At 64.9% G+C, this 19,978-nt stretch carries 18 protein-coding genes; 12 read left to right on the forward strand and 6 right to left on the reverse strand.

All coding sequences use genetic code 11. From position 1 onward, the window contains the following. The first annotated feature begins 15 nt into the window (after nucleotides 1-15). The 3 genes from KKP04_RS09030 to modD all read left to right on the forward strand — a co-directional run bounded on the left by KKP04_RS09030 (nucleotide 16) and on the right by modD (nucleotide 2,131). On the forward strand, nucleotides 16-228 hold the full coding sequence (locus KKP04_RS09030; protein WP_215029688.1) for a hypothetical protein: 213 nt from the start codon (nucleotides 16-18) through the stop codon (nucleotides 226-228). 14 nt (nucleotides 229-242) lie between these two features. Then, nucleotides 243-1,103 carry an SIR2 family protein gene (locus KKP04_RS09035; protein WP_215029691.1) on the forward strand — a complete coding sequence of 287 codons (861 nt, stop codon included), beginning with the start codon at nucleotides 243-245 and terminating at the stop codon, nucleotides 1,101-1,103. A gap of 185 nt (nucleotides 1,104-1,288) precedes the next feature. Further along, complete coding sequence (gene modD, locus KKP04_RS09040) at nucleotides 1,289-2,131, forward strand: ModD protein (RefSeq protein WP_215029694.1); 843 nt, start codon at nucleotides 1,289-1,291, stop codon at nucleotides 2,129-2,131. Between the two features lie 34 nt (nucleotides 2,132-2,165). Here the strand turns inward: modD and uvrB are convergent, their stop codons facing one another. The 3 genes from uvrB to KKP04_RS09055 form a co-directional block, all read right to left on the reverse strand. After that, entirely contained in the window at nucleotides 2,166-5,099 is a 2,934-nt protein-coding gene (uvrB, locus tag KKP04_RS09045; protein ID WP_215029697.1) for an excinuclease ABC subunit UvrB, read from the reverse strand. A gap of 49 nt (nucleotides 5,100-5,148) precedes the next feature. Continuing rightward, complete coding sequence (locus KKP04_RS09050) at nucleotides 5,149-5,793, reverse strand: TlpA disulfide reductase family protein (protein WP_215029699.1); 645 nt, start codon at nucleotides 5,791-5,793, stop codon at nucleotides 5,149-5,151. Nucleotides 5,794-5,954: 161 nt separating this feature from the next. Continuing rightward, nucleotides 5,955-6,290 (reverse strand): hypothetical protein, encoded by a 336-nt coding sequence (locus tag KKP04_RS09055; protein WP_215029702.1) that lies wholly within the window; start codon nucleotides 6,288-6,290, stop codon nucleotides 5,955-5,957. A 386-nt stretch (nucleotides 6,291-6,676) separates the two neighbouring features. Between KKP04_RS09055 and argH the strand changes: the two genes are divergently transcribed. From argH to lysA, 3 genes are all read left to right on the forward strand, one after another. Next, nucleotides 6,677-8,074 (forward strand): argininosuccinate lyase, encoded by a 1,398-nt coding sequence (gene argH, locus KKP04_RS09060; protein WP_215029705.1) that lies wholly within the window; start codon nucleotides 6,677-6,679, stop codon nucleotides 8,072-8,074. A 126-nt stretch (nucleotides 8,075-8,200) separates the two neighbouring features. Then, a complete protein-coding gene (locus tag KKP04_RS09065; RefSeq protein WP_215029708.1) occupies nucleotides 8,201-8,374 on the forward strand; it encodes a lipoprotein in 174 nt (57 codons plus the stop codon). A 9-nt stretch (nucleotides 8,375-8,383) separates the two neighbouring features. Then, the gene (gene lysA, locus KKP04_RS09070; protein ID WP_215029722.1) at nucleotides 8,384-9,652 is read left to right on the forward strand and encodes a diaminopimelate decarboxylase; all 1,269 of its coding nucleotides are present in this window, start codon (nucleotides 8,384-8,386) and stop codon (nucleotides 9,650-9,652) included. Between the two features lie 6 nt (nucleotides 9,653-9,658). On the opposite strand, the gene KKP04_RS09075 is transcribed toward lysA, so the two are convergent. Further along, entirely contained in the window at nucleotides 9,659-10,702 is a 1,044-nt protein-coding gene (locus KKP04_RS09075; protein ID WP_251133997.1) for a hypothetical protein, read from the reverse strand. Nucleotides 10,703-10,890: 188 nt separating this feature from the next. After that, a complete protein-coding gene (locus KKP04_RS09080) occupies nucleotides 10,891-11,289 on the reverse strand; it encodes a hypothetical protein (protein WP_215029725.1) in 399 nt (132 codons plus the stop codon). A 193-nt stretch (nucleotides 11,290-11,482) separates the two neighbouring features. Here KKP04_RS09080 and KKP04_RS09085 point away from each other — a divergent pair, with 193 nt between their 5' ends. The 3 genes from KKP04_RS09085 (at nucleotide 11,483) to KKP04_RS09095 (ending at nucleotide 13,849) form a co-directional block, all read left to right on the forward strand. Continuing rightward, a complete protein-coding gene (locus tag KKP04_RS09085; protein ID WP_251133998.1) occupies nucleotides 11,483-12,178 on the forward strand; it encodes an ABC transporter permease in 696 nt (231 codons plus the stop codon). After that, the gene (locus KKP04_RS09090; protein WP_215029728.1) at nucleotides 12,175-12,864 is read left to right on the forward strand and encodes an ABC transporter permease; all 690 of its coding nucleotides are present in this window, start codon (nucleotides 12,175-12,177) and stop codon (nucleotides 12,862-12,864) included. The genes KKP04_RS09085 and KKP04_RS09090 overlap by 4 nt, the downstream gene beginning before the upstream one ends. Nucleotides 12,865-13,048: 184 nt before the next feature. Next, nucleotides 13,049-13,849, forward strand: a complete 801-nt coding sequence (locus tag KKP04_RS09095) for a hypothetical protein (RefSeq protein ID WP_215029731.1) — start codon at nucleotides 13,049-13,051, stop codon at nucleotides 13,847-13,849. 18 nt (nucleotides 13,850-13,867) lie between these two features. Here the strand turns inward: KKP04_RS09095 and gltX are convergent, their stop codons facing one another. Then, complete coding sequence (gene gltX / locus KKP04_RS09100) at nucleotides 13,868-15,367, reverse strand: glutamate--tRNA ligase (RefSeq protein WP_215029733.1); 1,500 nt, start codon at nucleotides 15,365-15,367, stop codon at nucleotides 13,868-13,870. Nucleotides 15,368-15,541: 174 nt separating this feature from the next. Between gltX and KKP04_RS09105 the strand changes: the two genes are divergently transcribed. The 3 genes from KKP04_RS09105 to KKP04_RS09115 all read left to right on the forward strand — a co-directional run bounded on the left by KKP04_RS09105 (nucleotide 15,542) and on the right by KKP04_RS09115 (nucleotide 19,849). Beyond that, nucleotides 15,542-17,731 carry a ComEC/Rec2 family competence protein gene (locus tag KKP04_RS09105; protein WP_215029736.1) on the forward strand — a complete coding sequence of 730 codons (2,190 nt, stop codon included), beginning with the start codon at nucleotides 15,542-15,544 and terminating at the stop codon, nucleotides 17,729-17,731. A gap of 217 nt (nucleotides 17,732-17,948) precedes the next feature. Continuing rightward, nucleotides 17,949-18,233: a hypothetical protein gene (locus tag KKP04_RS09110; protein WP_215029739.1), complete on the forward strand. Its 285-nt coding sequence runs from the start codon at nucleotides 17,949-17,951 to the stop codon at nucleotides 18,231-18,233. 386 nt (nucleotides 18,234-18,619) lie between these two features. After that, nucleotides 18,620-19,849 carry an LL-diaminopimelate aminotransferase gene (locus KKP04_RS09115; protein WP_215029742.1) on the forward strand — a complete coding sequence of 410 codons (1,230 nt, stop codon included), beginning with the start codon at nucleotides 18,620-18,622 and terminating at the stop codon, nucleotides 19,847-19,849. Nucleotides 19,850-19,978 lie beyond the last annotated feature (129 nt).

Here is a 19,978-nt window from a genome sequence, read left to right on the forward strand (position 1 = left end):
AGAAGGAGATGCAAAATGTCGGAACGGGTTTTGGTTCATGTGCGCTTCACGCCGAACGGCCTCGTTACAGAGATCGGCGAATGCCCGGCAGGCGTCAGCGCGCAAGCGTGGTTCGACCGTCTCAGCAACGGCGGGTTCCACTCGTACCAGCCGCTTTCGGGCGGTCGCGGCGTGTTCCGTCTGCATCCCGCAGAACTCTCGTCGCATAAGGCGGCATCGCTCAACTGAGCGGAGGAGACATCGTGACGAACGTGGTTGAGACGATACGCGAGGGATTGAACCGGGGAACCGTCATTCCCTATCTCGGGCCGGGTGTCCTGAAACTGGCAGGGACGCCCGCTGTTCCCGAGTCGCCCGAGATCCTCGTGGATCGCCTCACCGCGAAAGCGACCGTGCCGCACAAGATCCGCAAGAATCTCACGGCTGCGGCTCAGTTCATCGAAAACTTCAAGCACCGGAAGACCGTGGCCGCCGCGATGACGGAGGCGTTCCGCTCGAACATGCCGCCGACGGCGCTTCACCGCTATCTGGCCTCGGTCCCGGCGCTCAAGCTGCTCGTTCATGCGTGGTATGATGACCTGCCGCAGAAGGCGCTGGCGGGCCGCGCGGGCTGGAGCATGGTGCAGGGCGTCAGCCAAGCCGAACATCACGGCTCCTGGTATCATTTCTTCAACGCAGATGGCACGCCGGGCACCGCCGACGCCGCCGCCGCGAGCGCGCCGCTGCTTTATCAGCCGATCGGGTCCATTTTTCCCGCGTCGAACTTCCTCGTCTCCGACTCGGACTTCGTGGAAGTGCTGACGGAGATCGACATTCAGACGCCCATTCCGGAAGCCGTGCAGGACATCCGCAAGGGGCGCAGCTTCGTTTTCCTCGGTTGCCGGTTCAATACGCAGCTCGAACGCATCTTTGCGTGGGAGATCATGAAGCGGTCGTCGGACAAGCACTGGGCCGTGCTGCCCGAAACGCTCACGCGCAACGAAGAGCGCTTCCTCGAAGTTTACAATGTCGAGCGCATCGCCATGCCGCTCGCGGAGTTCGCGGCGCAACTGACCGGCGTCGACGAACGCCCGTTCGAACCCGCGCTCGCGAAGGCATCCTGAGCATTTCGGCGAAGCCAACGCAGCCATGCGAATCGGAGCGGATCGACGCTCCCGACTTGCCTCTCCCGATGGGAGAAGGGTAGGGTGAGGGGCAATATTGCAAGGCCCGCATGCCCCTCACCTGACCCTTCCCTATCAAGGAAAGCGGTGGCCTGTCGAGCGGCGCGCCTGTGGGGAATGCTCCAATGCCGCTGCCTGTCTCGCTTATCGACTCACTCCTCGCCGAAGACACGCCCGATGGCGACCTGACGACGCTTTCGCTCGGCATCGGCGGTCGTCCCGGGCGCATGATGTTCCGCGCGCGCAATGCCATGACTGTCGCGGGTATCGAAATCGCGGCGGCGATGATCCGCCGAGCGGGCGCGGATGCGCAGATCGTCGTCCCGTCCGGGACGCGCGCCAAGGCGGGCGATCTGCTGTTGAAGGCGCGCGGCGATGCCAAGGCCCTGCATACCGCGTGGAAATCATCGCAAACCCTCGTCGAAATCCTCTCGGGCATAGCGACGGCCGCCCGCAGCCTCGTGGACGCGGTCGAGGCCGTCGATCCGGCTATCCGCGTGGCCTGCACGCGCAAGACGGTGCCGGGCGCGCGGCGGCTTTCGGTGATGGCTGTCCGCGCGGGCGGAGCTGTGCCGCATCGCCTCGGGCTGTCCGAAACGATCCTCGTCTTTGCGGAGCATCGCGCCTTCATGCCGGACGCGAACCTCGCGGGGATCGCCGATGTTCTCCGCCGCGAGGCGCCGGAAAAGAAGATCGGCGTCGAGGTAAAGAGCGTGGAGGAGGCGGGCGAGGCCATCGAAGCCGGGTTCGACATCATTCAGCTTGAGAAATTCGAGCCGGGCGAAGTGGCCGATGTGCGCTCGCTTGCGGAAGCGGCTCAGTCCCGCGCGCTTCTCGCGGCGGCTGGCGGCATCCATCCCGACAATGCGAGCGATTATGTGCGGGCGGGCGCGGGCGTCATCGTTTCGTCGTGGCCGTATACCGCGCGCCCGGCCGATGTCGCCGTTGCGATCGAGGCGGACGGATAGGAGAGTTTTCGCGCGAACCGGCAGCAGGAGCGCTCTATTTGCCGGGGCGCCCTGTCTTCATCGCCCGTCGACGTTTGCCGCGCCGCTCGGGCTCCTCGCTGCCATCCTCTCCGACGACGATGGTCTTGCCGGGCTTCAGCGTCTTTAGGTCCGGAGCAGGTCGCGACGGTTTCGGCTTGCCGCCGGGAAGCGGGCGCTCGGCATGCGGCCCCATCTCGTCGAGCGATGGCTTGTGCGGGCGCGACATCGGCGACGCGCCCGCGGGCAGCCCCCACTGCAAATTGCGACTTTCGCGGCTCGATGCAGCGGGCTGCGCGACGCGCGAACCCCGCTCCCCATCTGTTTCGGTCGCCGCTTTTCCGTTTGCCTCCGCAGCGACATTTGTATTCGCCTCAGCGGCGGCCTGCCAATCCTGCGGCGCGTCCGAGCCTTCGCCCGTCGTGAACAGCGGGCTTTTCGCCAGCGCCGCCACGGCCGCTTTCTTCTCGCCTGCCTTGAGCTTCCCGCGTTTCCTGCCCACGCCTCCGCCGCTCGCCTCAGCGACATCGACGCCGACCTGCGGCACCCACGACGTGCGCCCGCCGCCATCGTAGCGCCCCGCGCGATCCTCGACCTCGGACTGACGCGCGAGCGGATCGTCCATGATCGTCATCTCGACGTCGCGCAACCGCTTCACCTCGTCGCGAAGCCGCGCCGCCTCCTCGAATTCGAGGTTCGCCGCCGCCTCGCGCATGCGCTTTTCGAGGTTCGCGATCACGGCCTGAAGATTGTGCCCGACAAGCGGCGTCTGCGCGCCCTCCGCGAAGCCCGCGTCGACCGTGACATGATCGCGCTCGTAGACGCTGGCCAAGATGTCGCCGATGTTCTTGCGCACCGACTGGGGCGTTATGCCGTGCTCCGTGTTGTACTCCACCTGCTTTTCGCGGCGGCGGTTCGTCTCGGCGATGGCGCGCTCCATCGAGCCGGTGATGCTGTCGGCGTAGAGGATCACGCGACCGTCGACGTTTCGCGCCGCGCGGCCGATGGTCTGGATCAGCGACGTTTCGGAGCGCAGAAAGCCTTCCTTGTCGGCGTCGAGGATGGCGACGAGTGCCACTTCGGGAATGTCGAGGCCCTCGCGCAAAAGGTTGATGCCGATCAGCACATCGAACGCGCCAAGCCGCAGATCGCGGATGATCTCGATCCGCTCCAGCGTGTCGACATCCGAATGCATGTAGCGGACCTTGAGGCCCTGCTCGTGGGCATATTCCGTGAGGTCTTCGCTCATGCGCTTCGTCAGCGTGGTGACGAGCACGCGATAGCCCTGCGCGATGGTCTTGCGGCATTCGTCGATGAGGTCGTCCACCTGCGTCTTGACGGGGCGGATTTCCACCGGCGGATCGATGAGGCCGGTCGGGCGGATGACCTGCTCCACAAACACGCCGCCCGTCTGATGCATCTCCCACTTGCCGGGCGTGGCCGAGACGAAGGTCGTCTGCGGGCGCATCGCGTCCCACTCCTCGAAGCGAAGCGGGCGGTTGTCGATGCAAGACGGCAGACGGAAGCCGAATTCCGCGAGCGTCGACTTGCGCCGGAAGTCGCCGCGAAACATGCCACCGATCTGCGGCACGGTGACGTGGCTTTCGTCCACGAACACGAGCGCATTGTCGGGCAGATACTCGAACAGCGTCGGCGGCGGCTCGCCGGGCGCCCGCCCCGTCAGCCAGCGCGAATAGTTCTCGATGCCGTTGCAGGAGCCGGTCGCCTCGATCATCTCGATGTCGAATTGCGTGCGTTGCTCCAGCCGCTGCGCTTCGAGCAGCCGCCCTGTCGCGTTGAAGCGCTGAAGCTGTTCCTGAAGTTCCTGCTGCATGCCGCGGATCGCCTGATGCAGCGTCGGCTTCGGCGTGACGTAGTGCGAGTTCGCGTAGATCTTCACGAGCGCGAGGTCTTGCGTCTTCTCTCCGGTGAGCGGGTCGAACTCCGCGATGCTCTCCACCTCGTCGCCGAACATGGAGATGCGCCACGCGCGGTCCTCCTGGTGAGCCGGGAAGATTTCGATCGTGTCGCCGCGCACGCGGAAATCGCCCCGCGCAAAGCTGATATTGTTGCGCTTGTACTGGATCGCCACGAGGTCGGCGAGGATCTGCCGCTGCTGGATACGGTCGCCGACCTGAATCGTGAAGGTCATCGCGGAGTAGGTTTCGACCGAGCCGATACCGTAGATGCACGACACGGACGCCACGATGATCACGTCGTCGCGTTCGAGCAGCGCGCGCGTCGCGGCATGGCGCATGCGGTCGATCTGCTCGTTGATCGACGAATCCTTCTCGATGTAGGTGTCGCTGCGCGGGATGTACGCTTCCGGCTGGTAGTAATCGTAATACGAAACGAAATATTCGACCGCGTTCTCCGGGAAGAACGACTTGAACTCGCCGTAAAGCTGCGCCGCGAGCGTCTTGTTAGGCGCGAGGATCAGCGCGGGCCGCTGCGTCTTCTCGATCACCTTCGCCATGGTGAAGGTCTTGCCGGAGCCCGTGACGCCGAGCAGCACCTGTTCGCGTTCGAGCTTGGTCACGCCTTCGACAAGCTCGCGGATGGCGGCGGGCTGGTCGCCGCGCGGCTCGAAATCCGACTTGATGACGAAGGGCTTGCCGCCCTCGCTCTTCTCCGGGCGCGGCGGGCGATGCGGCATGAACATCGGCATGTTTTCGCCGGTCAGCAGCGGATGATCGCCGATGGGCGGCAGCTTGCCCTGCATGTGCGACGGCAGCGGCATCGCGCCTGTCGGCTTCAGGTTTCGCAAGGCCGGGATCAGATGCGCGGTGCTCTCGGAGGTGTACGCCACGTCTTGCTCGAAGGCGGCCTGCGGCGCTTCGCTGAAGCCGGACGAGGCCGCGCGCGCCTTCGCGGTTCGCGGCGCGCTGGCCGCCCTGGACGCGGGTTTGGCTTTTCGGGCCGTCGGCTTGGCCGCGCTTGGTTTTGTCATGTCCGATATATGCCACTGCCGGGCGGATTCGGCCAGAGGTCGCAACCCGCTAGCGGCGCGCGGCTCCGGGTGTTTCCCCCGCCATCGCCATGACCTTGGCGAAAACCTTCGCGCTGTCCCATGCTTCCGAGCCGTAATAACGTGCAACTTCCCGGCCTTGGCGGTCGACGATGATCGTCAGCGGCAGGCGGTCCGCGTCGAGCGCGAGGCTGAAGTCGTCGCTCGGCTCATTGAAAAGCGCGAGGCTCTTGATCCCCACGCGCTCATAAAACGCTCTGGGCTTCGCAAGGCCGCTCCGATCCGTGCTGACCGCCACGACGGCGAAGCTATCGCCGCCCTTTTCGGCCTGAAGCCTGTCGAGCGCAGGCATCTCGCGGATGCATGGCGGGCACCACGTCGCCCAGATGTTGAGGAGCACGACCTTGCCGCGCCACTCCGAAAGAAAGCGCGCCTTGCCGTCAGCGCCGTTGAATGAGAGCGCCGGCAGGGTGACGGGCCTGGCGTGGCGGATGAATTTGCCGGATTCAGCGGGCGCCGGAACGGTAACCGCGGCCGGACGCGGCTGGTCCGGCGCTTTCGCCGTGCGGTCCATGACCATGCCGACGGCCATCACGACGAGCGCTCCCGCCGCGGCGAGACCGTAAATGATGAGGCCCTGCCTCCGCGTTCCGCCGTCGTCGTTCCCGGTTTCCATACGCGGAGCTTTTCATTACGCGCAACGCACAGTCAAGCTGCACGATGGCGCAATGCGTGGCCCGCGCGTTCAGGACGCAAACGCAATGCGGCGGACCCATGAGAAAGGGCGAGATCGCGGCGCGATCCCGCCCAACCATTATCGATCTTTCCGTGAAGCGATCAGCGCGTGCCCATCCCCCGCACGCGAAGAGTCTTCGTTACGCGATCGGCCACGCCTTTTCCGTAGGCGTAGGCATAACCGAGCGCCATCATGTCGCGCGCGGTCGGGAAGGTTCGAGCTTCGAGCAAGCCCTCCTGCCCCTTCTCTCCTTCGTGCTCGGCGCTGAAGATTTCGGTTCGCTCGCGCGAGCGTCTCAGGCGCTCCGGGGGCACCATGCTCTCGCCAAGTTCATATTGGCGTGTAACGTCCCTGCCGCGCCATTCCGCGAGATCGATGCGGCTGCGTGCGGTCGTCTCAATGCCCCGCTCCAGGCCTTGTCCAACGCTTCGTTCCATGTCTTTCCTCCATCAGCGGCGGGCGCTAAAAGCACGGCGCGCCAAAAGACCGTCATGATATCAATGCTTGAGCCGCGCTGTCGTTCCCTTCCGGGATGTCAGAGCGTTGCCGCAAAAAGCGCTGGCTGTTGATAAAGCTGATACATTGAACGCCGAAGCCCGCTTGTGCATTCGGCGGCAGCGCGCTAATGCTGCGCTTTAAGCCCTCTAGCGGTCCCGTTTCGACATTTGCATCCGGTTGCTGCATCCTCGCGAGCAAATGCCGAAATGATGAGACCGCTAACAACTCTATGATTGTCGTGGAGCTTCGTATTTGACATTTGAGAGAGCGCTCGCAACAACCGGGGCTCAAATGTCAAATTCGCTCCACGAGGCGAATGACAGCGATGGCCAATAAAATGTGGGGCGGGCGCTTCGAGACAAAGCCCGCCGAAATCATGGAGGAAATCAACGCCTCCATCTCGTTTGACCAGCGGCTCCATGCGGAAGACATCCGCGCTTCGCAGGCGCACGCAACAATGCTCGGCGCATGCGGGATCGTGACGCCGGAGGAGGCCGACGCCATCGTCGCGGGCCTCGATGCGGTGCGCGAGGAAATCGAGGGTGGGCGCTTCGAATTTCGCCGCGAATATGAAGACATCCACATGGCCGTTGAGGCGCGGCTGAAGGATCTCATCGGCTCCGTCGCTGGCAAGCTGCACACCGGACGCTCGCGCAACGACCAGGTGGCGACCGATTTCCGGCTATATATCCGCGGCGCGATAGACCACCTCGACGAGCAACTTGCCGCGCTCCAGCTCGCGCTTGCGACGAAGGCCAACACTTACGCTGCGACCATCATGCCGGGCTTCACGCATATGCAGGTGGCGCAGCCCGTCACGTTCGGCCATCACTGCCTCGCCTATGTCGAGATGCTGGACCGCGACCGGGGCCGCTTCGCCGACGCCAGAAAGCGCGTGAATGAATGCCCCCTCGGCGCAGCCGCGCTCGCGGGCACGTCCTTCCCCATCGACCGGCTCATGACGGCGTCGGCCCTCGGCTTCGAGCGCCCGCTCGCGAACTCGCTCGACGCGGTGTCCTCGCGCGACTTCGCGCTCGAAACGCTCGCCGCCGCCGCGATCTGCGCCACGCACCTTTCGCGCCTGTCGGAAGAGATCGTCGTCTGGTTCAGCGCTGGCTTTCGGTTCATCACGCTGTCCGACCGCTTCACTACCGGCTCGTCGATCATGCCGCAAAAGCGCAACCCCGACGCCGCCGAACTCGTCCGCGCGAAAGTGGGCCGCATCGCGGGCGCGTTCGTCTCCCTGCTGACAGTGATGAAGGGGCTGCCGCTCGCCTATTCCAAGGACATGCAGGAAGACAAGGAAGCCGTGTTCCTCGCCATCGACGCGCTGTCCCTCGGCCTCGCCGCGATGACGGGCATGATCGAGGACATGGAGCCGGTGCCCGAGCATATGCGCGCGGCCGCCGGGCAGGGCTTTTCGACCGCGACCGACCTTGCGGACTGGCTCGTGCTGCACGCGCAGCTTCCCTTCCGCGAGGCCCATCACGTCACCGGCCGCATCGTGAAGCACGCCGAAAATCTGGGCGTCGATCTGCATGAGGTGCCGCTGAAGGATATGCAGGCCGTCGAGCCGCGTATCACGGAGCGCATTTTCGACGTGCTGAACGTGGATAAATCGGTAGAAAGCCGCCGCAGCTTTGGAGGCACAGCGCCGCAAAATGTGAAGGCGGCGGCTGAAATCTGGCTGAAGAAGCTGGAACCCGCCGGAACTTCGCGCTAAAGACGGGCTAGGGATCGCGTGGCTGAGAGACTGCGGGCGGCGTCGTTCGTTTGCCCGCAGCGATGCACGCGAGGCGAGGCTTGGTCAAGCTTCGGCATAAGCTTCGGGCGCGGTGACGGGGATACGATGACTGGCTTAAGTCGCAATCTGGTACTTGCTTTCGTGCTCGCGCTTGGGCTGTCGGCCTGCGGCAAGAGGAGCGACCTTCAACGTCCGTTGCCGCCGCCGGACGTGCCGAAGGACGCAAAAGGCAAGGCGGACCCGGATCGGCCCTTCATTCTGGACCCGCTTGTGCGTTAAACTCGCGTCATGCATCATTTTTCCTACAAGAACGGCATCCTTCATGCCGAGGGTGTCGCTCTCGACGCACTTGCTCGCGATGTCGGCACGCCGTTTTACTGCTACTCCACCGCCACGATAGAGCGCCATTACCGCGTGTTCGCCGACGCCTTCACCGGTCAGGATGCGCTCGTCTGCTACGCCATCAAGGCCAACTCGAACGTGTCGGTGATCCGCACGCTGGCGAAGCTCGGCTCCGGCGCGGATGTGGTTTCCGAGGGCGAGATCCGGCGCGCGCTTGCGGCGGGCATCCCTGCGGAAAAGATCGTGTTCTCCGGTGTCGGCAAGACGCAAGCCGAAATGGCGTTCGCGCTCGACGCGGGCATTTACGGCTTCAACGTCGAGAGCGAGGCCGAGCTTCGCGCGCTGTCGCAGGTTGCGAGCGAGCGCGGCAAGACGGCGCGCATCGCGTTCCGCATCAACCCCGACGTCGATGCCAAGACGCACGCCAAGATTTCCACCGGCAAGTCCGAGCACAAATTCGGCGTGAGCTGGCGCGATGCGCGCGCGCTTTACGCCCTCGCCCGCGACCTGCCGGGCCTCGACGTGGCAGGCGTGCATATGCACATCGGCAGCCAGATCACCGAGATGGAGCCGTTCCGCGACGCCTTCGACCTGATGGCGAACCTCGTGGAAGACCTTCGCGCCGACGGCCACACGATTTCCTACGTCAATCTCGGCGGCGGTCTCGGCATCCCCTATCGCTGGGATCAGGAAGTTCCGCCTCTGCCGAGCGACTATGCCGAAATCGTGATCGGCTTGTCGAACCGGCTCGGCGCAAAGCTGCTGTTCGAGCCGGGGCGGATCATCGTCGGCAATGCAGGCATCCTCGGCACGAGGGTCATCTATTCGAAGCAGAGCGGCGAAAAGCGCTTCGTCATCGTGGACGCGGGCATGAACGACCTTGTGCGCCCGACGCTTTACGACGCCTATCACGACATCTGGCCCGTGAGCGAAGCGCAGCGGAACGCCTGCGCCGGCCGCGCCGATGTCGTCGGGCCGGTGTGCGAGACGGGCGACTTCCTCGCGAAGGACCGCGACATGGCGGAGCTTGCGCCGGGCGATCTCGTCGCGGTGATGACGGCGGGCGCTTACGGCGCGGCGCAGTCGTCGACGTACAACACGCGGCGGCTCGTCCCCGAGGTGCTGGTGAACGGCGCGGATTACGCCGTGGTGCGTCCGCGCCCGAGCTATGACGACATGCTGCGCGCCGAGCCTCTCGCGGGCTGGCTGAAATGACCCGCGTCACCCCACTGGCGCAACGCCCTGCCGCTGGAGGCTGTACTCGATCACATGACCGAGCACGTCGGCTTGGTTTAGCCCGTGCTGCGCCGCCGCGAGGCAGATCGATCCGCTGCGCCCGATATGGCAGCAGATGTTGAATTCGAGGAAGACGCGCCGCCCCGTCTCGGGATCGAAGCGGTAATCCATGCGGAAATAATCCATCGGCCCGGCGGCGCGCCAGAGCGTGGCGGCATCCTCGCAAAGCGCCGCCTCCACGCCGCCCGCCTCGAACACCTCATAGCCGAGCGGATCGCTGCGCTTCAGGTCTTCGGTGATGATGCCGCCCGCCTTGTCCGAGCGCGGACGCACCACGCCCAGCACGAGCGGACCGCTCGCGCTGCCGAGCGACGGCACGGTGATGTCGATGCCGGGCGCGTAAGCCTCGACGAGCACCGCCATGCCCCGCGCCATGAGCTTCGCCGCCACGCGCGCCGCGCCCGCCCAATCGTCCTGAATCGACTCGGCGCTGATGCCCTCCGAGGCCGCGCCGAAGCGCTGCTTGACGAAATAAGGGCCGGGGAAGCCTGGCGGCGTGGCAAGCGCGGCTTCGTCGGCATAGACCGCGCCTTCCGAAACCGGAATGCCGATGGCCTTCGCGGCGAGCTTCGCAAGCCACTTGTCCTCGGCGAGTGCGCGAATGTTCGGCCGCGCGCCGACATAGGGGATGCGCAGATATTCGCAGAGCGAAGGGATGAACACTTCCGGGTTGTTGATCGGCATGCGGTTGTAGAGCGAGAAGACGATATCTGTCTCGCCCTTCGCGGCAAGGAGGGCAAGCGGCTCGTTCGCGGTGCGGACGCGATAGCCGATGTCGCGCAATGTGCGGAACACGCGCGCGTAATAGCCCGGATAGCCGCCATCGCCTTCGAAGCCGCGCTCGGCATAATCCGGCTCAAGCGGGACGTGGCGCGCGATGAAAAGAATGCGCGTGGACGGCGTCGCCGGGGCGACGAGGAGGTTTTGGGAAATCGAAGGACGCATGGACGGCTGCATGGACGGCTGCATGGACGGCTCCATTCGGATCGACCTGCCTTGAATATGCGGCCGAAGGCAGACAATCGATTCGGTCAGAAAATAATCTGTTTCATGATAATTCACATGCACAGGGAAGATTATCGGCTCCGGCTTGGTGAGCATTTCTGTCGCGGAGCCAGTGCCGCTTTGGCGGATAACGCCCGAGGGCGGCGGGCTCATCAGTCGCTTTCGAACTGCCAGGCTTCCTTGATCGCCGGATGCACGATGCTCGAATGGACCGCCAGCAGGATGAGCTTCGCGTCGAGGCTTTCCTCGTCGGCGAGCGCGGCCTCGATCCGGCGTTCCGCATCGCTTGCCGCTTGCTCCCCATTCGCCACGGTGAACCCGTCCGCGCCGAGCGCGCAATAGCCGAGAAGCTCCGCCGCATGGCGATAGTCGGGCTCGCGAGGATCCTCCGCGTGCGCGTCCATCAGGAGCGTGACGACCGTCAGCTTCACGGCTTCCGGCACGAGGTTGGGATGGAGGTCGACGGCTCGCAACGCCTTGTCGAGCGTGCGCAGGCTTTCGGATCGTCCGAAGCGGCCGAAAACGCCGAGGAAAGGTCTGCTTCGCGCCATGGTTTCCCGTGCCTTTCGCGATTGCGCCGAGGGGCGCTCGCTGATTTCGTGCCATCGATTGAAGCGGTCTTCAAGCGCGATGCGCCCGCGGGGTCGCTTCTAACGCAAATGCTTGTGATTGCCGTGCCGCCGCTTGCCGGGCGCAAGGCTTCGCGCTTAAGCTTTCTTCGGTTCGTGCGAAGCGGGGAGCGGCTTGGACGGGGTCATCTGGGAATGGAGCGGCGCGCTCGCCGAGGGCACGGCCATAACGGTCGGCCTCGCGCTGGCGACGCTTCCCTTCGGGCTCGCGCTGGGGCTTGTGGCGGCGCTGGCCAAAACCTCGCATATCGCCGCCGTGCGCGGCCTCGCGGAAGCCTACACCACCATCTTTCGCGCGCTGCCTGAGCTTCTCACGCTGCTTCTCATCTATTTCGGCGGCCAGATCCTGCTTCAGAAGATCGCAGCGGCGACGGGCCTGCCGGTCGATGTGCAGGTTTCGCCGTTCGTGGCCGGTCTCGTGGCGCTCGCGCTCGTATTCGGCGCCTATTCGAGCGAGGTCATTCTATCCGCGCTCAAGGCCGTCGAGCGCGGCCAGATCGAAGCCGCGCGCAGTTTCGGCATGTCGCCGCGTCAGGTTTTTCGCCGCGTTCGGCTGCCGCAGATGCTGCGCTTCGCGCTGCCCGGCCTCGGCAATAACTGGCTCGTGCTGCTCAAGGACACGTCGCTCGTCTCGGTCATAGCGCTGAACGATCTCTTGCGCGAAACCACCATCGCGGTGCAGGCCACGCGCGAGCCGTTCAAATTCTACGCCGTGGCCTGCGCGATCTACCTCGCCATGACGGCGCTTTCGACGCTCGCGATCGCAAGGGCCGAACGCGCGGCGGGGCGCGGCTATCGGGTGGCTCGATGATCAACTGGTCCCTTTTCGAGCGCTTCGGCCCGCGCATGCTGGAGGGCTTCGCCGTCACGCTGGAGCTTGCCTTCGGCTCGGTGCTGCTCGGCCTGTTGATCGCTGTGCCGGTGGCGCTCGGGCGGGCCTATGGCGGGCGGGCGCTTTCGGGCGCGCTGTTCGGCTACACCTATGTGATGCGCGGCACACCGCTCCTCGCGCAGCTCTTTCTCATCTATTACGGCTCGGCGCAGTTTCAGGCGAGCCTCGACGCGGCGGGGATCTGGTGGCTGTTCCGCGATCCGTTTTACTGCTCGCTCCTGACCTTCACGCTGAACACCGCCGCCTATCAGGCGGAAATCCTCGCCGGTGCCGTGCGCGCCGTGCCGCGCGGGCAGGTGGAAGCCGCGAAGGCCGCCGCGATGTCGCCCGCGCTGGTCGCACGCCGCATCGTTCTGCCGCAGGCCGCGCGGCTCGCGCTGCGCCCCCTCGGCAACGAACTGATCCTCATGGTGAAGGCGAGCGCGCTGGCAAGCGTCGTCACCGTGTACGATCTGCTGGCGACGGCAAAGCTGGCGTTCCAGCGCACCTACGACTTTCAGGCCTATATTGCGGCGGCGCTCGTCTATGTGCTCACGGTGGAGATCATCCGCCGCGTTTGGAACGTGCTCGACAGGCGGCTGAACCGTCACCTCAGCCGGGCGTGACGGCGGCGACGCGTTTGGCCGGGCGACCTGTGCAAGGGCCTTACGCCGAAGCGCGGTGACGGTTATGGTTGCGATGGCGATTCGAAATGCGCCGCGGCCTCCGTCGACGGACGATTGACGCTCGAACGGATTTCAGCGGTGGGCAAGCGCAGCGAAGGACGAGTCGCCGCTCAAGAAGGTGGGCTTGAGGGTTCCGATGCGGGTCTGGCTGAAAGCGATCTTATTATTCGGCCTGATGGTCGCGACGCCCTTCGCCATTCAGGCGATGATCGGCCGCCCGCCGCGCTGGGTGGACGAAGCTCCCTATATTCCGATGGCGGACTACATCCCGAGCGACCAGACGCTGATTTATGTCGTCGGCGTTATCGGGGCGATAGCCGTCATCTTCAACTTCCTTTTTTACAGGACCGGGCTTGACGAAATTCAAGGCTGGCTCAAGCTCGCCGAGCGGGAGATGAACGTCATCCTGAAGGGCGTGGACGCAAGCAGCGGCAAGGGAAGAGCGGCGGATCGCATCGGTTGGTGGAACGACATCACCAGCAAAAGCCCCTTCTCGGAAACGCCCGACGAAATCTTCAAGCTGAACGAAAAGGATGCGGCGAACAGAGGCGCGCCCGGCGGCAAGGCGCAAATCACGGCGATCCTGCTGCGCGAAATTTACGACGGCGACATCGAACTCGCGCAAGCGAAGATCGAGGCGGAAATGATCGCCAACAACGGCAACCCGCCCTTCGTCGTCGCCGGTTTGCGCAACATCCTCGGGCTGGACGAATATCTCGCGGCTCGCAATCAGTGGATTGCGAGCAACGCCAATCCGAAGCCGCCTCCTCCTCGTTTCAGGGATTTCGGCGTCACATGGTGGTCTCTTGTGCTCGCCGTGCGCCTCGGCGGCTTCCCGCGCGACATTGCGATGACAACGGGCAAGGATCCCAACAAGACGATTGTAAAGAACCGCGCGGCATTGGAATTGCTCACCCGCGTGTAGGTTGACGATTGCCCCGCGTCAGGCGGCCTGATCGGCGATGCGGGCAAGCGCCTCCTCGCGGCCGAGCACGGCAAGCACGTCGAACACCGGCGGCGACACTGTGCGGCCCGTGGCTGCGGCGCGGAGCGGTTGCGCGATGTTGCCGAGCTTCGCGCCGGTTTCGTGCGTATAGGCGCGCGTAGCCGCTTCGAGCGAGGCCGCGTCCCACGTTTCGAGGGCGGCGAAGCGCTCATGCAGCGCGGTGAGGTGCTTGCGGGCGTCGTCGCCGAGAACTTTCGCGGCTTTTTCATCCACATCGAGTGGACGCGGTACGAACAGGTAGCGCGCGGCAACGAGCAGTTCGACAAGCGATTTCGCGCGCTCCTTCAGCCCCGGCATTGACCGTTCGAGTTTTTGCCAGCCCGCCTCGTCGATGCGTCCGGCGAATTCTTTCGCGGCTTCCACGTCCGGCGCGATCGTCTTGATCTGACGCACAAGCTCGGCATCCGGCGTGTTGCGGATGTAGACGCCGTTCAGGTTTTCGAGCTTGGCGAAGTCGAAGCGCGAGGGCGAGCGGCCGATGGCGTCGAGGTCGAACCAGTCGGCGGCCTGCGCGGTGGTGAAAATCTCGTCGTCGCCATGGCCCCAGCCCAGCCGCGCGAGGTAGTTGCGCATCGCGTCGGGCAGATAGCCCATCGCGCGGTAAGCATCGACGCCGAGCGCGCCGTGACGCTTCGACAGCTTCGCACCGTCCGGCCCGTGGATCAGCGGGATATGCGCGAAGGCCGGCACGTCCCAGCCCATGGCGTTGTAAAGCTGCGTCTGACGCGCGGCGTTGGTCAGGTGGTCGTCGCCGCGAATGACGTGCGTGATGCCCATGTCGTGGTCGTCCACCACCACGGCCAGCATATAGGTCGGCGTGCCGTCCGAGCGCAGCAGAACCATGTCGTCGAGGTCTTTGTTCGCCCATTGCACGCGGCCCTGCACCTGATCCTCGACCACGGTTTCGCCCTCGCGCGGCGCCTTCAGCCGGATTACGAACGGCGCATCGGGCGCGGGCGGCGTCTTGCCGTCGCGATAAGGCGAGCTGAAAACCCTGGGCTTCGCCGCAAGCGCAGCTTCGAACCGCGCGATCTCGTCGGCTTGCGCACCTGCCTTCTTCGCGTCGGAGAGCGCCTTGCGAGCCGCGTCGGCCTCCGCGCGGTAGGCTTCGAGTTCCTCGGGCGTCGAGTAGCAGCGATAGGCGTTGCCGCTTTCCAGAAGCTGATACGCGACTTCCTTGTGCCGATCCGCGCGCGCGAACTGGAACACCGGCTCGCCCTCCCAGTCGAGGCCGAGCCACTGCAAGCCGTCGAGGATCGCCGCGATGGCCGCATCCGTCGAGCGCGCGCGGTCCGTATCCTCGATGCGCAGCAGAAACCGCCCGCCCGTGTGCTTTGCATAAAGCCAGTTGAACAGCGCGGTGCGCGCGCCGCCGATATGCAGGAAGCCGGTGGGTGATGGGGCAAAGCGTGTCACCACGCCGGATGCGGACGCCATGGGAAACCTTCCATTTCGCGGATTGGGATCGTTGGCAGCGATGTAGCACGACGGCGAGCGGATTGGTAGCGCACGCGAGGTGGTGCGGGGGCGCTCGTCGTCAACCATTCCTGTGGACATTCTTGCCACCGAGCGCTGTAAGATGTGCCGAAAGGGCAATAATGGGTGGCGGGCGTGAGCATTGTCGTTCCGAGCGGACTGAGCGCGTCGCGCGGCGGGCGGTTGTCGCGTGCGCCGGCGACGGTGGCGCGTGCCGTCGCGGCGGAACTCGACGCCGAACAGGGGCGCTGGTTCCTGTGGATTCCGGTGTTCTTCGGCGCGGGCGTCGGCGCCTATTTCGCGCTTCCCACCGAGCCGGATCTGTCGCTGTCGGGCGGGCTGCTGCTGCTTGCGTTGAGCCTGCGCATCCTCGCCCGCACGCAGCTTTTCGCGTTCCTGCTGACGACGGTCATCCTCTGCGCAAGCGCCGGTTTCTTCGCGGCGAAGGTGCGCACGGCCATCGTAGCCGCTCCGGTGCTCGAACGGCACGGCGCCTACAACATCGAAGGCTTCGTGGAGCAGTTCGACCGGCAGACCGAAAAGCGCGCCCGCGCGATCATCCGCCTGTCGAGCCTCAAATATGAAGACGCCGAAATGCCCGCGCTGCCGTTCCGCGTGCGCGTGAGCCTTCGCGGCGATGTCGAGCTTCGGCCCGGCGAAGCGATCCGGTTTCGCGCCATCCTCGGCCCGCCGCCTGAGCCTGTGATGCCGGGCGGCTACGATTTCGCACGCGCGAGCTATTATCAGGCTGTCGGCGGATCGGGCTACTCCTTGACGAAGCCCGAGAAGATCGAAGGCCGCGCGCTGCCGTGGGACATGGTGCCCCGCACGTGGCTCGCGGATCTGCGCGGGCGCATCGGCGACCGCATCACGGCGGCGCTGCCCGGCCAGACGGGCGAGATTGCCGCCGCGCTGACGGTCGGCCAGACGGCGGGTCTCGACGAGAAGTCGATGGACGATTTGCGCGCCTCGGGCCTCGCGCACATCATCTCGATATCGGGGATGCACATGTCGCTCGTCGCGGGTGGCATGTTCTGGTTCGTGCGATGGCTGCTCGCGCTGTTTCCGTCGATCGCGCTGCGCTACTCCACGCGCGGACTTGCGGCGATGGCCGCGCTTTTCGTGGTGACGGTCTATCTCGCATTGTCGGGCGCGGCTGTCGGGGCGGTCCGCGCTTATCTCATGATCGCGGTGGTGTTCCTTGCGATCCTGTTGAACCGGCCAGCGCTCTCGCTCCGTAACGTTGCGCTGGCGGGGCTTGTCATCCTCGTCGTGCTGCCGGACAGCCTCATCGACATCAGCTTTCAGATGTCGTTCGCCGCTACCGCCGCGCTTGTCGCGGGCTATGAGCGGTTCGGGCGGTATCTGCATTTCGACGCGCGCAATATCCGCGAGCGCCTCCTGTGGCAGCCGGTCTATCTGCTCGGCGGCGTGCTGGTGACGACAGCCACGGCGGGGCTGGCGGTCGAGCCGTTTTCCGCCTACCACTTTCACACGTTGGTGACCTATGCCGCGCTCGGCAACCTCGTCGGCGCCCCGCCGGTCGACTTTCTCGCCATGCCCGCAATGATCGTCGCGCTCATTGCCATGCCCTTCGGGCTGGAGGACGCGCCGCTCGCGGCAATGGGCGTCGGCGTCGATGCAATGATGTCGGTCGCGCATTGGGTCGGCGGTCTGCCCGGCTCGACCGTTCCCGTGGCGGCCTTTCCGTTCGCGGCGTTGCTGCTGATCGTGACGGGCGGCCTGTGGCTTGTAATCTGGCGGCGGCCGTGGCGCGTGCTGGGCCTCGGCCTGATCGGCGTGGGCGTGGCGATGACGTCCATCCATGCGCGGCCCGACATTCTCGTCGACCGGGACGCGAAGCTCGTCGCCGTGCGCGACCGCGAAGGCCGCCTGCAAGCGCCGAAGACGCGGCGCGCGTCCTATGCGCTTCAGCAATGGCTCAGGGCCGATGGCGATACGCGAAAGCCGAAGGAAGCCGCAATCGGCGCGGGGTGGCAGTGCGACCGCACGAGCTGCGTCTCGTTGGTGAAGGGGCGGCTCGTCAGCCTGATCGCGCGGCCCGACGCCATCGAGGAAGACTGCCGCCGCGCCGCGATCCTCGTCATGCCGATGGACCTCGCGCGGCCATGCCCCGCGCCGAAGCTCGTGCTCGACCGCGGCGCGCTGTGGGAGCGAGGCGCGGCCGCGATTGCGCTGGTCGACGGTGCGATGGCGATTACGACGGCGGCCGAAGGGCGCGGCGTGCGTCCGTGGTCGCCCGCGCGGCGAAAGCGCGAAAAGATCCGGGCGGAGGTGGAAGGCGACGAAGCTGCCGGGAACTGACGCCATCCATGCGCGTTTCCAGCGGCCGCGTTCTCGCCTCCGGTTCATCGGTCAAGCTTTGCGAAGGCTCGATCTGTATGATTGTTTTCGCAGATGACGACGGCCATTTTCTGCCGATCAACTTTTGTTACAATTTGATGAAGATTGTTACCTATGCGCGCGCTATATGATTCGATGTGGGCATCAAGATTCGCAAATTCGCGAAACGGGGGTCGACATGCATCGAGCCGAACGAGAGTTCGCGTTGCGTGCCGCGTCTGGTTGTAGTCATCCTGTTAGCGCCAATCGGGTGGGCGCAAGTCTTTTAGTGATCGGTTTTTGTCTCGGTCTGACGGGGTGTGCGGAGGATCTGACGTATCCAAGCGTCGCGGGCATCGCGGATGTCGGTACGGTGCTCTCAAGGGAGGAGCGTCAGAAAGCGGTGGAAGAACTGCAAAAACAGCAGAACCATGCGGCTTCCGGGCGTACCGAAGTAGCCGACGCCACCACGAACAGCGATTAGGGTCGCGAGTCGTGTATGTCGTCCGGCAAGGTACCCGGATGACATAGGTCGGCCTCAAAGGACCATTAGCACGCCTACTGAATGAAGTCTGATTTGAAGCGTTCGAGCGAAGCGGAAACGCCTCAGAAGATGTCCTGATGGGGGACCGGAACGGGGAGCGACGCGAGTCGTTCCCCGTTCCTTATTGAGGACGCTGCGGCCTTTCATGATGGGCGACCGTTTCGCTCGCGCCGTCTCACGCCGGGCTTCGGCGCACTCGGACCCTGCAATATCTTGCGGACCCTTATTGGCGCAAAGCTCCATGGACAGGGGCGGCGCTCCGGTCTTATAGGTAATGCAGCGCCGGGCAAGCACCCCGCGCTTTGCTATTCAGGAACCATCCAACCATGACCGAAGAATTCCACCGCATCAAACGACTGCCGCCTTATGTGTTCGAGCAAGTGAACAAGCTCAAGGCAGCAGCACGAGCGCGTGGGGAAGACATCATCGATCTGGGGATGGGCAATCCCGACCTGCCGACGCCGGACCACATCACCGAAAAGCTGATTGAGACGGTCGGCAAGCCGCGCACGAACCGCTATTCCGCGTCGCGGGGCATTCCGGGGCTGCGGCGCGCGCAGGCGGCGTATTACGACCGCCGCTTCGGCGTGAAGCTGAACCCCGACACGCAGGTTGTCGCGACGCTCGGCTCGAAGGAAGGCTTCGCCAACATGGCGCAAGCGATCACCGCTCCGGGCGATCTGGTTCTCGTGCCGAGCCCCACCTATCCGATCCACGAATTCGGCTTCATCATCTCGGGCGGCACCATTCGCCACGTGCCCGCGAGCGTGGACGACACGTTCCTGAGCGCTGTCGACAAGGCGGTGAGGCACAGCGTGCCGAAGCCGCTTGCGCTCATCATCTCCTATCCGTCCAACCCCACGGCGTTGATGGCGAGCCTCGATTTCTACAAGGAAGTCATCGACTACGCGAAGAAGCACGACCTCATCGTGCTGTCGGACGTCGCCTATGCCGAAATCTACTTCGACAACAACCCGCCGCCGTCCATCCTTCAAGTGCCGGGCGCGTTCGATGTCGCGGTGGAGTTCACGTCGCTGTCGAAGACCTACTCGATGCCCGGCTGGCGCATGGGCTTCTGCGTCGGCAACGAGCGGCTTTGCGCGGCGCTTGCGCGCGTGAAGTCCTATCTGGATTACGGCGCGTTCACTCCGATCCAGGTTGCTGCGACCGCCGCACTGAATGGCCCGCAAGACTGCGTCGAGGAGATGCGCCAGACCTACAAGCGCCGCCGCGACTGCCTCGTGGAAACGTTCGAGCGTTCCGGCTGGCCCATCCCGGCACCGGGCGGCACGATGTTCGCCTGGGCGCCGCTACCTCCCGGCTGGGAGAAAGTCGGCTCGCTCGAATTCTCGAAGCTGCTGCTTGAAAAGGCGGGCGTCGCCGTCTCGCCGGGCCTCGGCTTCGGCGAATATGGCGAAGGCTTCGTCCGCATCGCGCTTGTCGAGAACGAGCACCGCATCCGGCAGGCCGCGCGCGCGGTCAAGAAGTTCCTGTCGTCGGGCGAGCAGACGTTGCACAACGTCATCCCGTTCGCGGAAGCCTCCGGCGCGCGCTGAAGATTTCGACTGCATTCCGTTAGCAGCCAGCGTCAATTGGACACGATTTGACGCTGGCTGATTGATCACGGCGAGAGGCAGCCCGCTGTCCTTCCGGTTCGCCCGAGCGCCATGTCGCATTGAGGCGCA

Origin of the sequence: Rhodomicrobium sp. Az07, assembly GCF_018619475.1 — a bacterium.
Taxonomy (GTDB): domain Bacteria; phylum Pseudomonadota; class Alphaproteobacteria; order Rhizobiales; family Rhodomicrobiaceae; genus Rhodomicrobium.

Excerpts from the sequence above, each read along its gene's own strand:
- KKP04_RS09090 (WP_215029728.1), top strand. The coding sequence starts at position 12,175 with ATGATCAACTGGTCCCTTTTCGAGCGCTTCGGCCCGCGCATGCTGGAG.
- KKP04_RS09050 (WP_215029699.1), bottom strand. The coding sequence starts at position 5,793 with ATGGAAACCGGGAACGACGACGGCGGAACGCGGAGGCAGGGCCTCATC.
- uvrB (WP_215029697.1), bottom strand. The coding sequence starts at position 5,099 with ATGACAAAACCAAGCGCGGCCAAGCCGACGGCCCGAAAAGCCAAACCC.
- modD (WP_215029694.1), top strand. The coding sequence starts at position 1,289 with ATGCCGCTGCCTGTCTCGCTTATCGACTCACTCCTCGCCGAAGACACG.
- KKP04_RS09110 (WP_215029739.1), top strand. The coding sequence starts at position 17,949 with ATGCATCGAGCCGAACGAGAGTTCGCGTTGCGTGCCGCGTCTGGTTGT.
- KKP04_RS09055 (WP_215029702.1), bottom strand. The coding sequence starts at position 6,290 with ATGGAACGAAGCGTTGGACAAGGCCTGGAGCGGGGCATTGAGACGACC.
- KKP04_RS09030 (WP_215029688.1), top strand. The coding sequence starts at position 16 with ATGTCGGAACGGGTTTTGGTTCATGTGCGCTTCACGCCGAACGGCCTC.
- argH (WP_215029705.1), top strand. The coding sequence starts at position 6,677 with ATGGCCAATAAAATGTGGGGCGGGCGCTTCGAGACAAAGCCCGCCGAA.
- KKP04_RS09115 (WP_215029742.1), top strand. The coding sequence starts at position 18,620 with ATGACCGAAGAATTCCACCGCATCAAACGACTGCCGCCTTATGTGTTC.
- KKP04_RS09075 (WP_251133997.1), bottom strand. The coding sequence starts at position 10,702 with ATGCAGCCGTCCATGCAGCCGTCCATGCGTCCTTCGATTTCCCAAAAC.
- lysA (WP_215029722.1), top strand. The coding sequence starts at position 8,384 with ATGCATCATTTTTCCTACAAGAACGGCATCCTTCATGCCGAGGGTGTC.
- KKP04_RS09080 (WP_215029725.1), bottom strand. The coding sequence starts at position 11,289 with ATGGCGCGAAGCAGACCTTTCCTCGGCGTTTTCGGCCGCTTCGGACGA.
- KKP04_RS09065 (WP_215029708.1), top strand. The coding sequence starts at position 8,201 with ATGACTGGCTTAAGTCGCAATCTGGTACTTGCTTTCGTGCTCGCGCTT.
- gltX (WP_215029733.1), bottom strand. The coding sequence starts at position 15,367 with ATGGCGTCCGCATCCGGCGTGGTGACACGCTTTGCCCCATCACCCACC.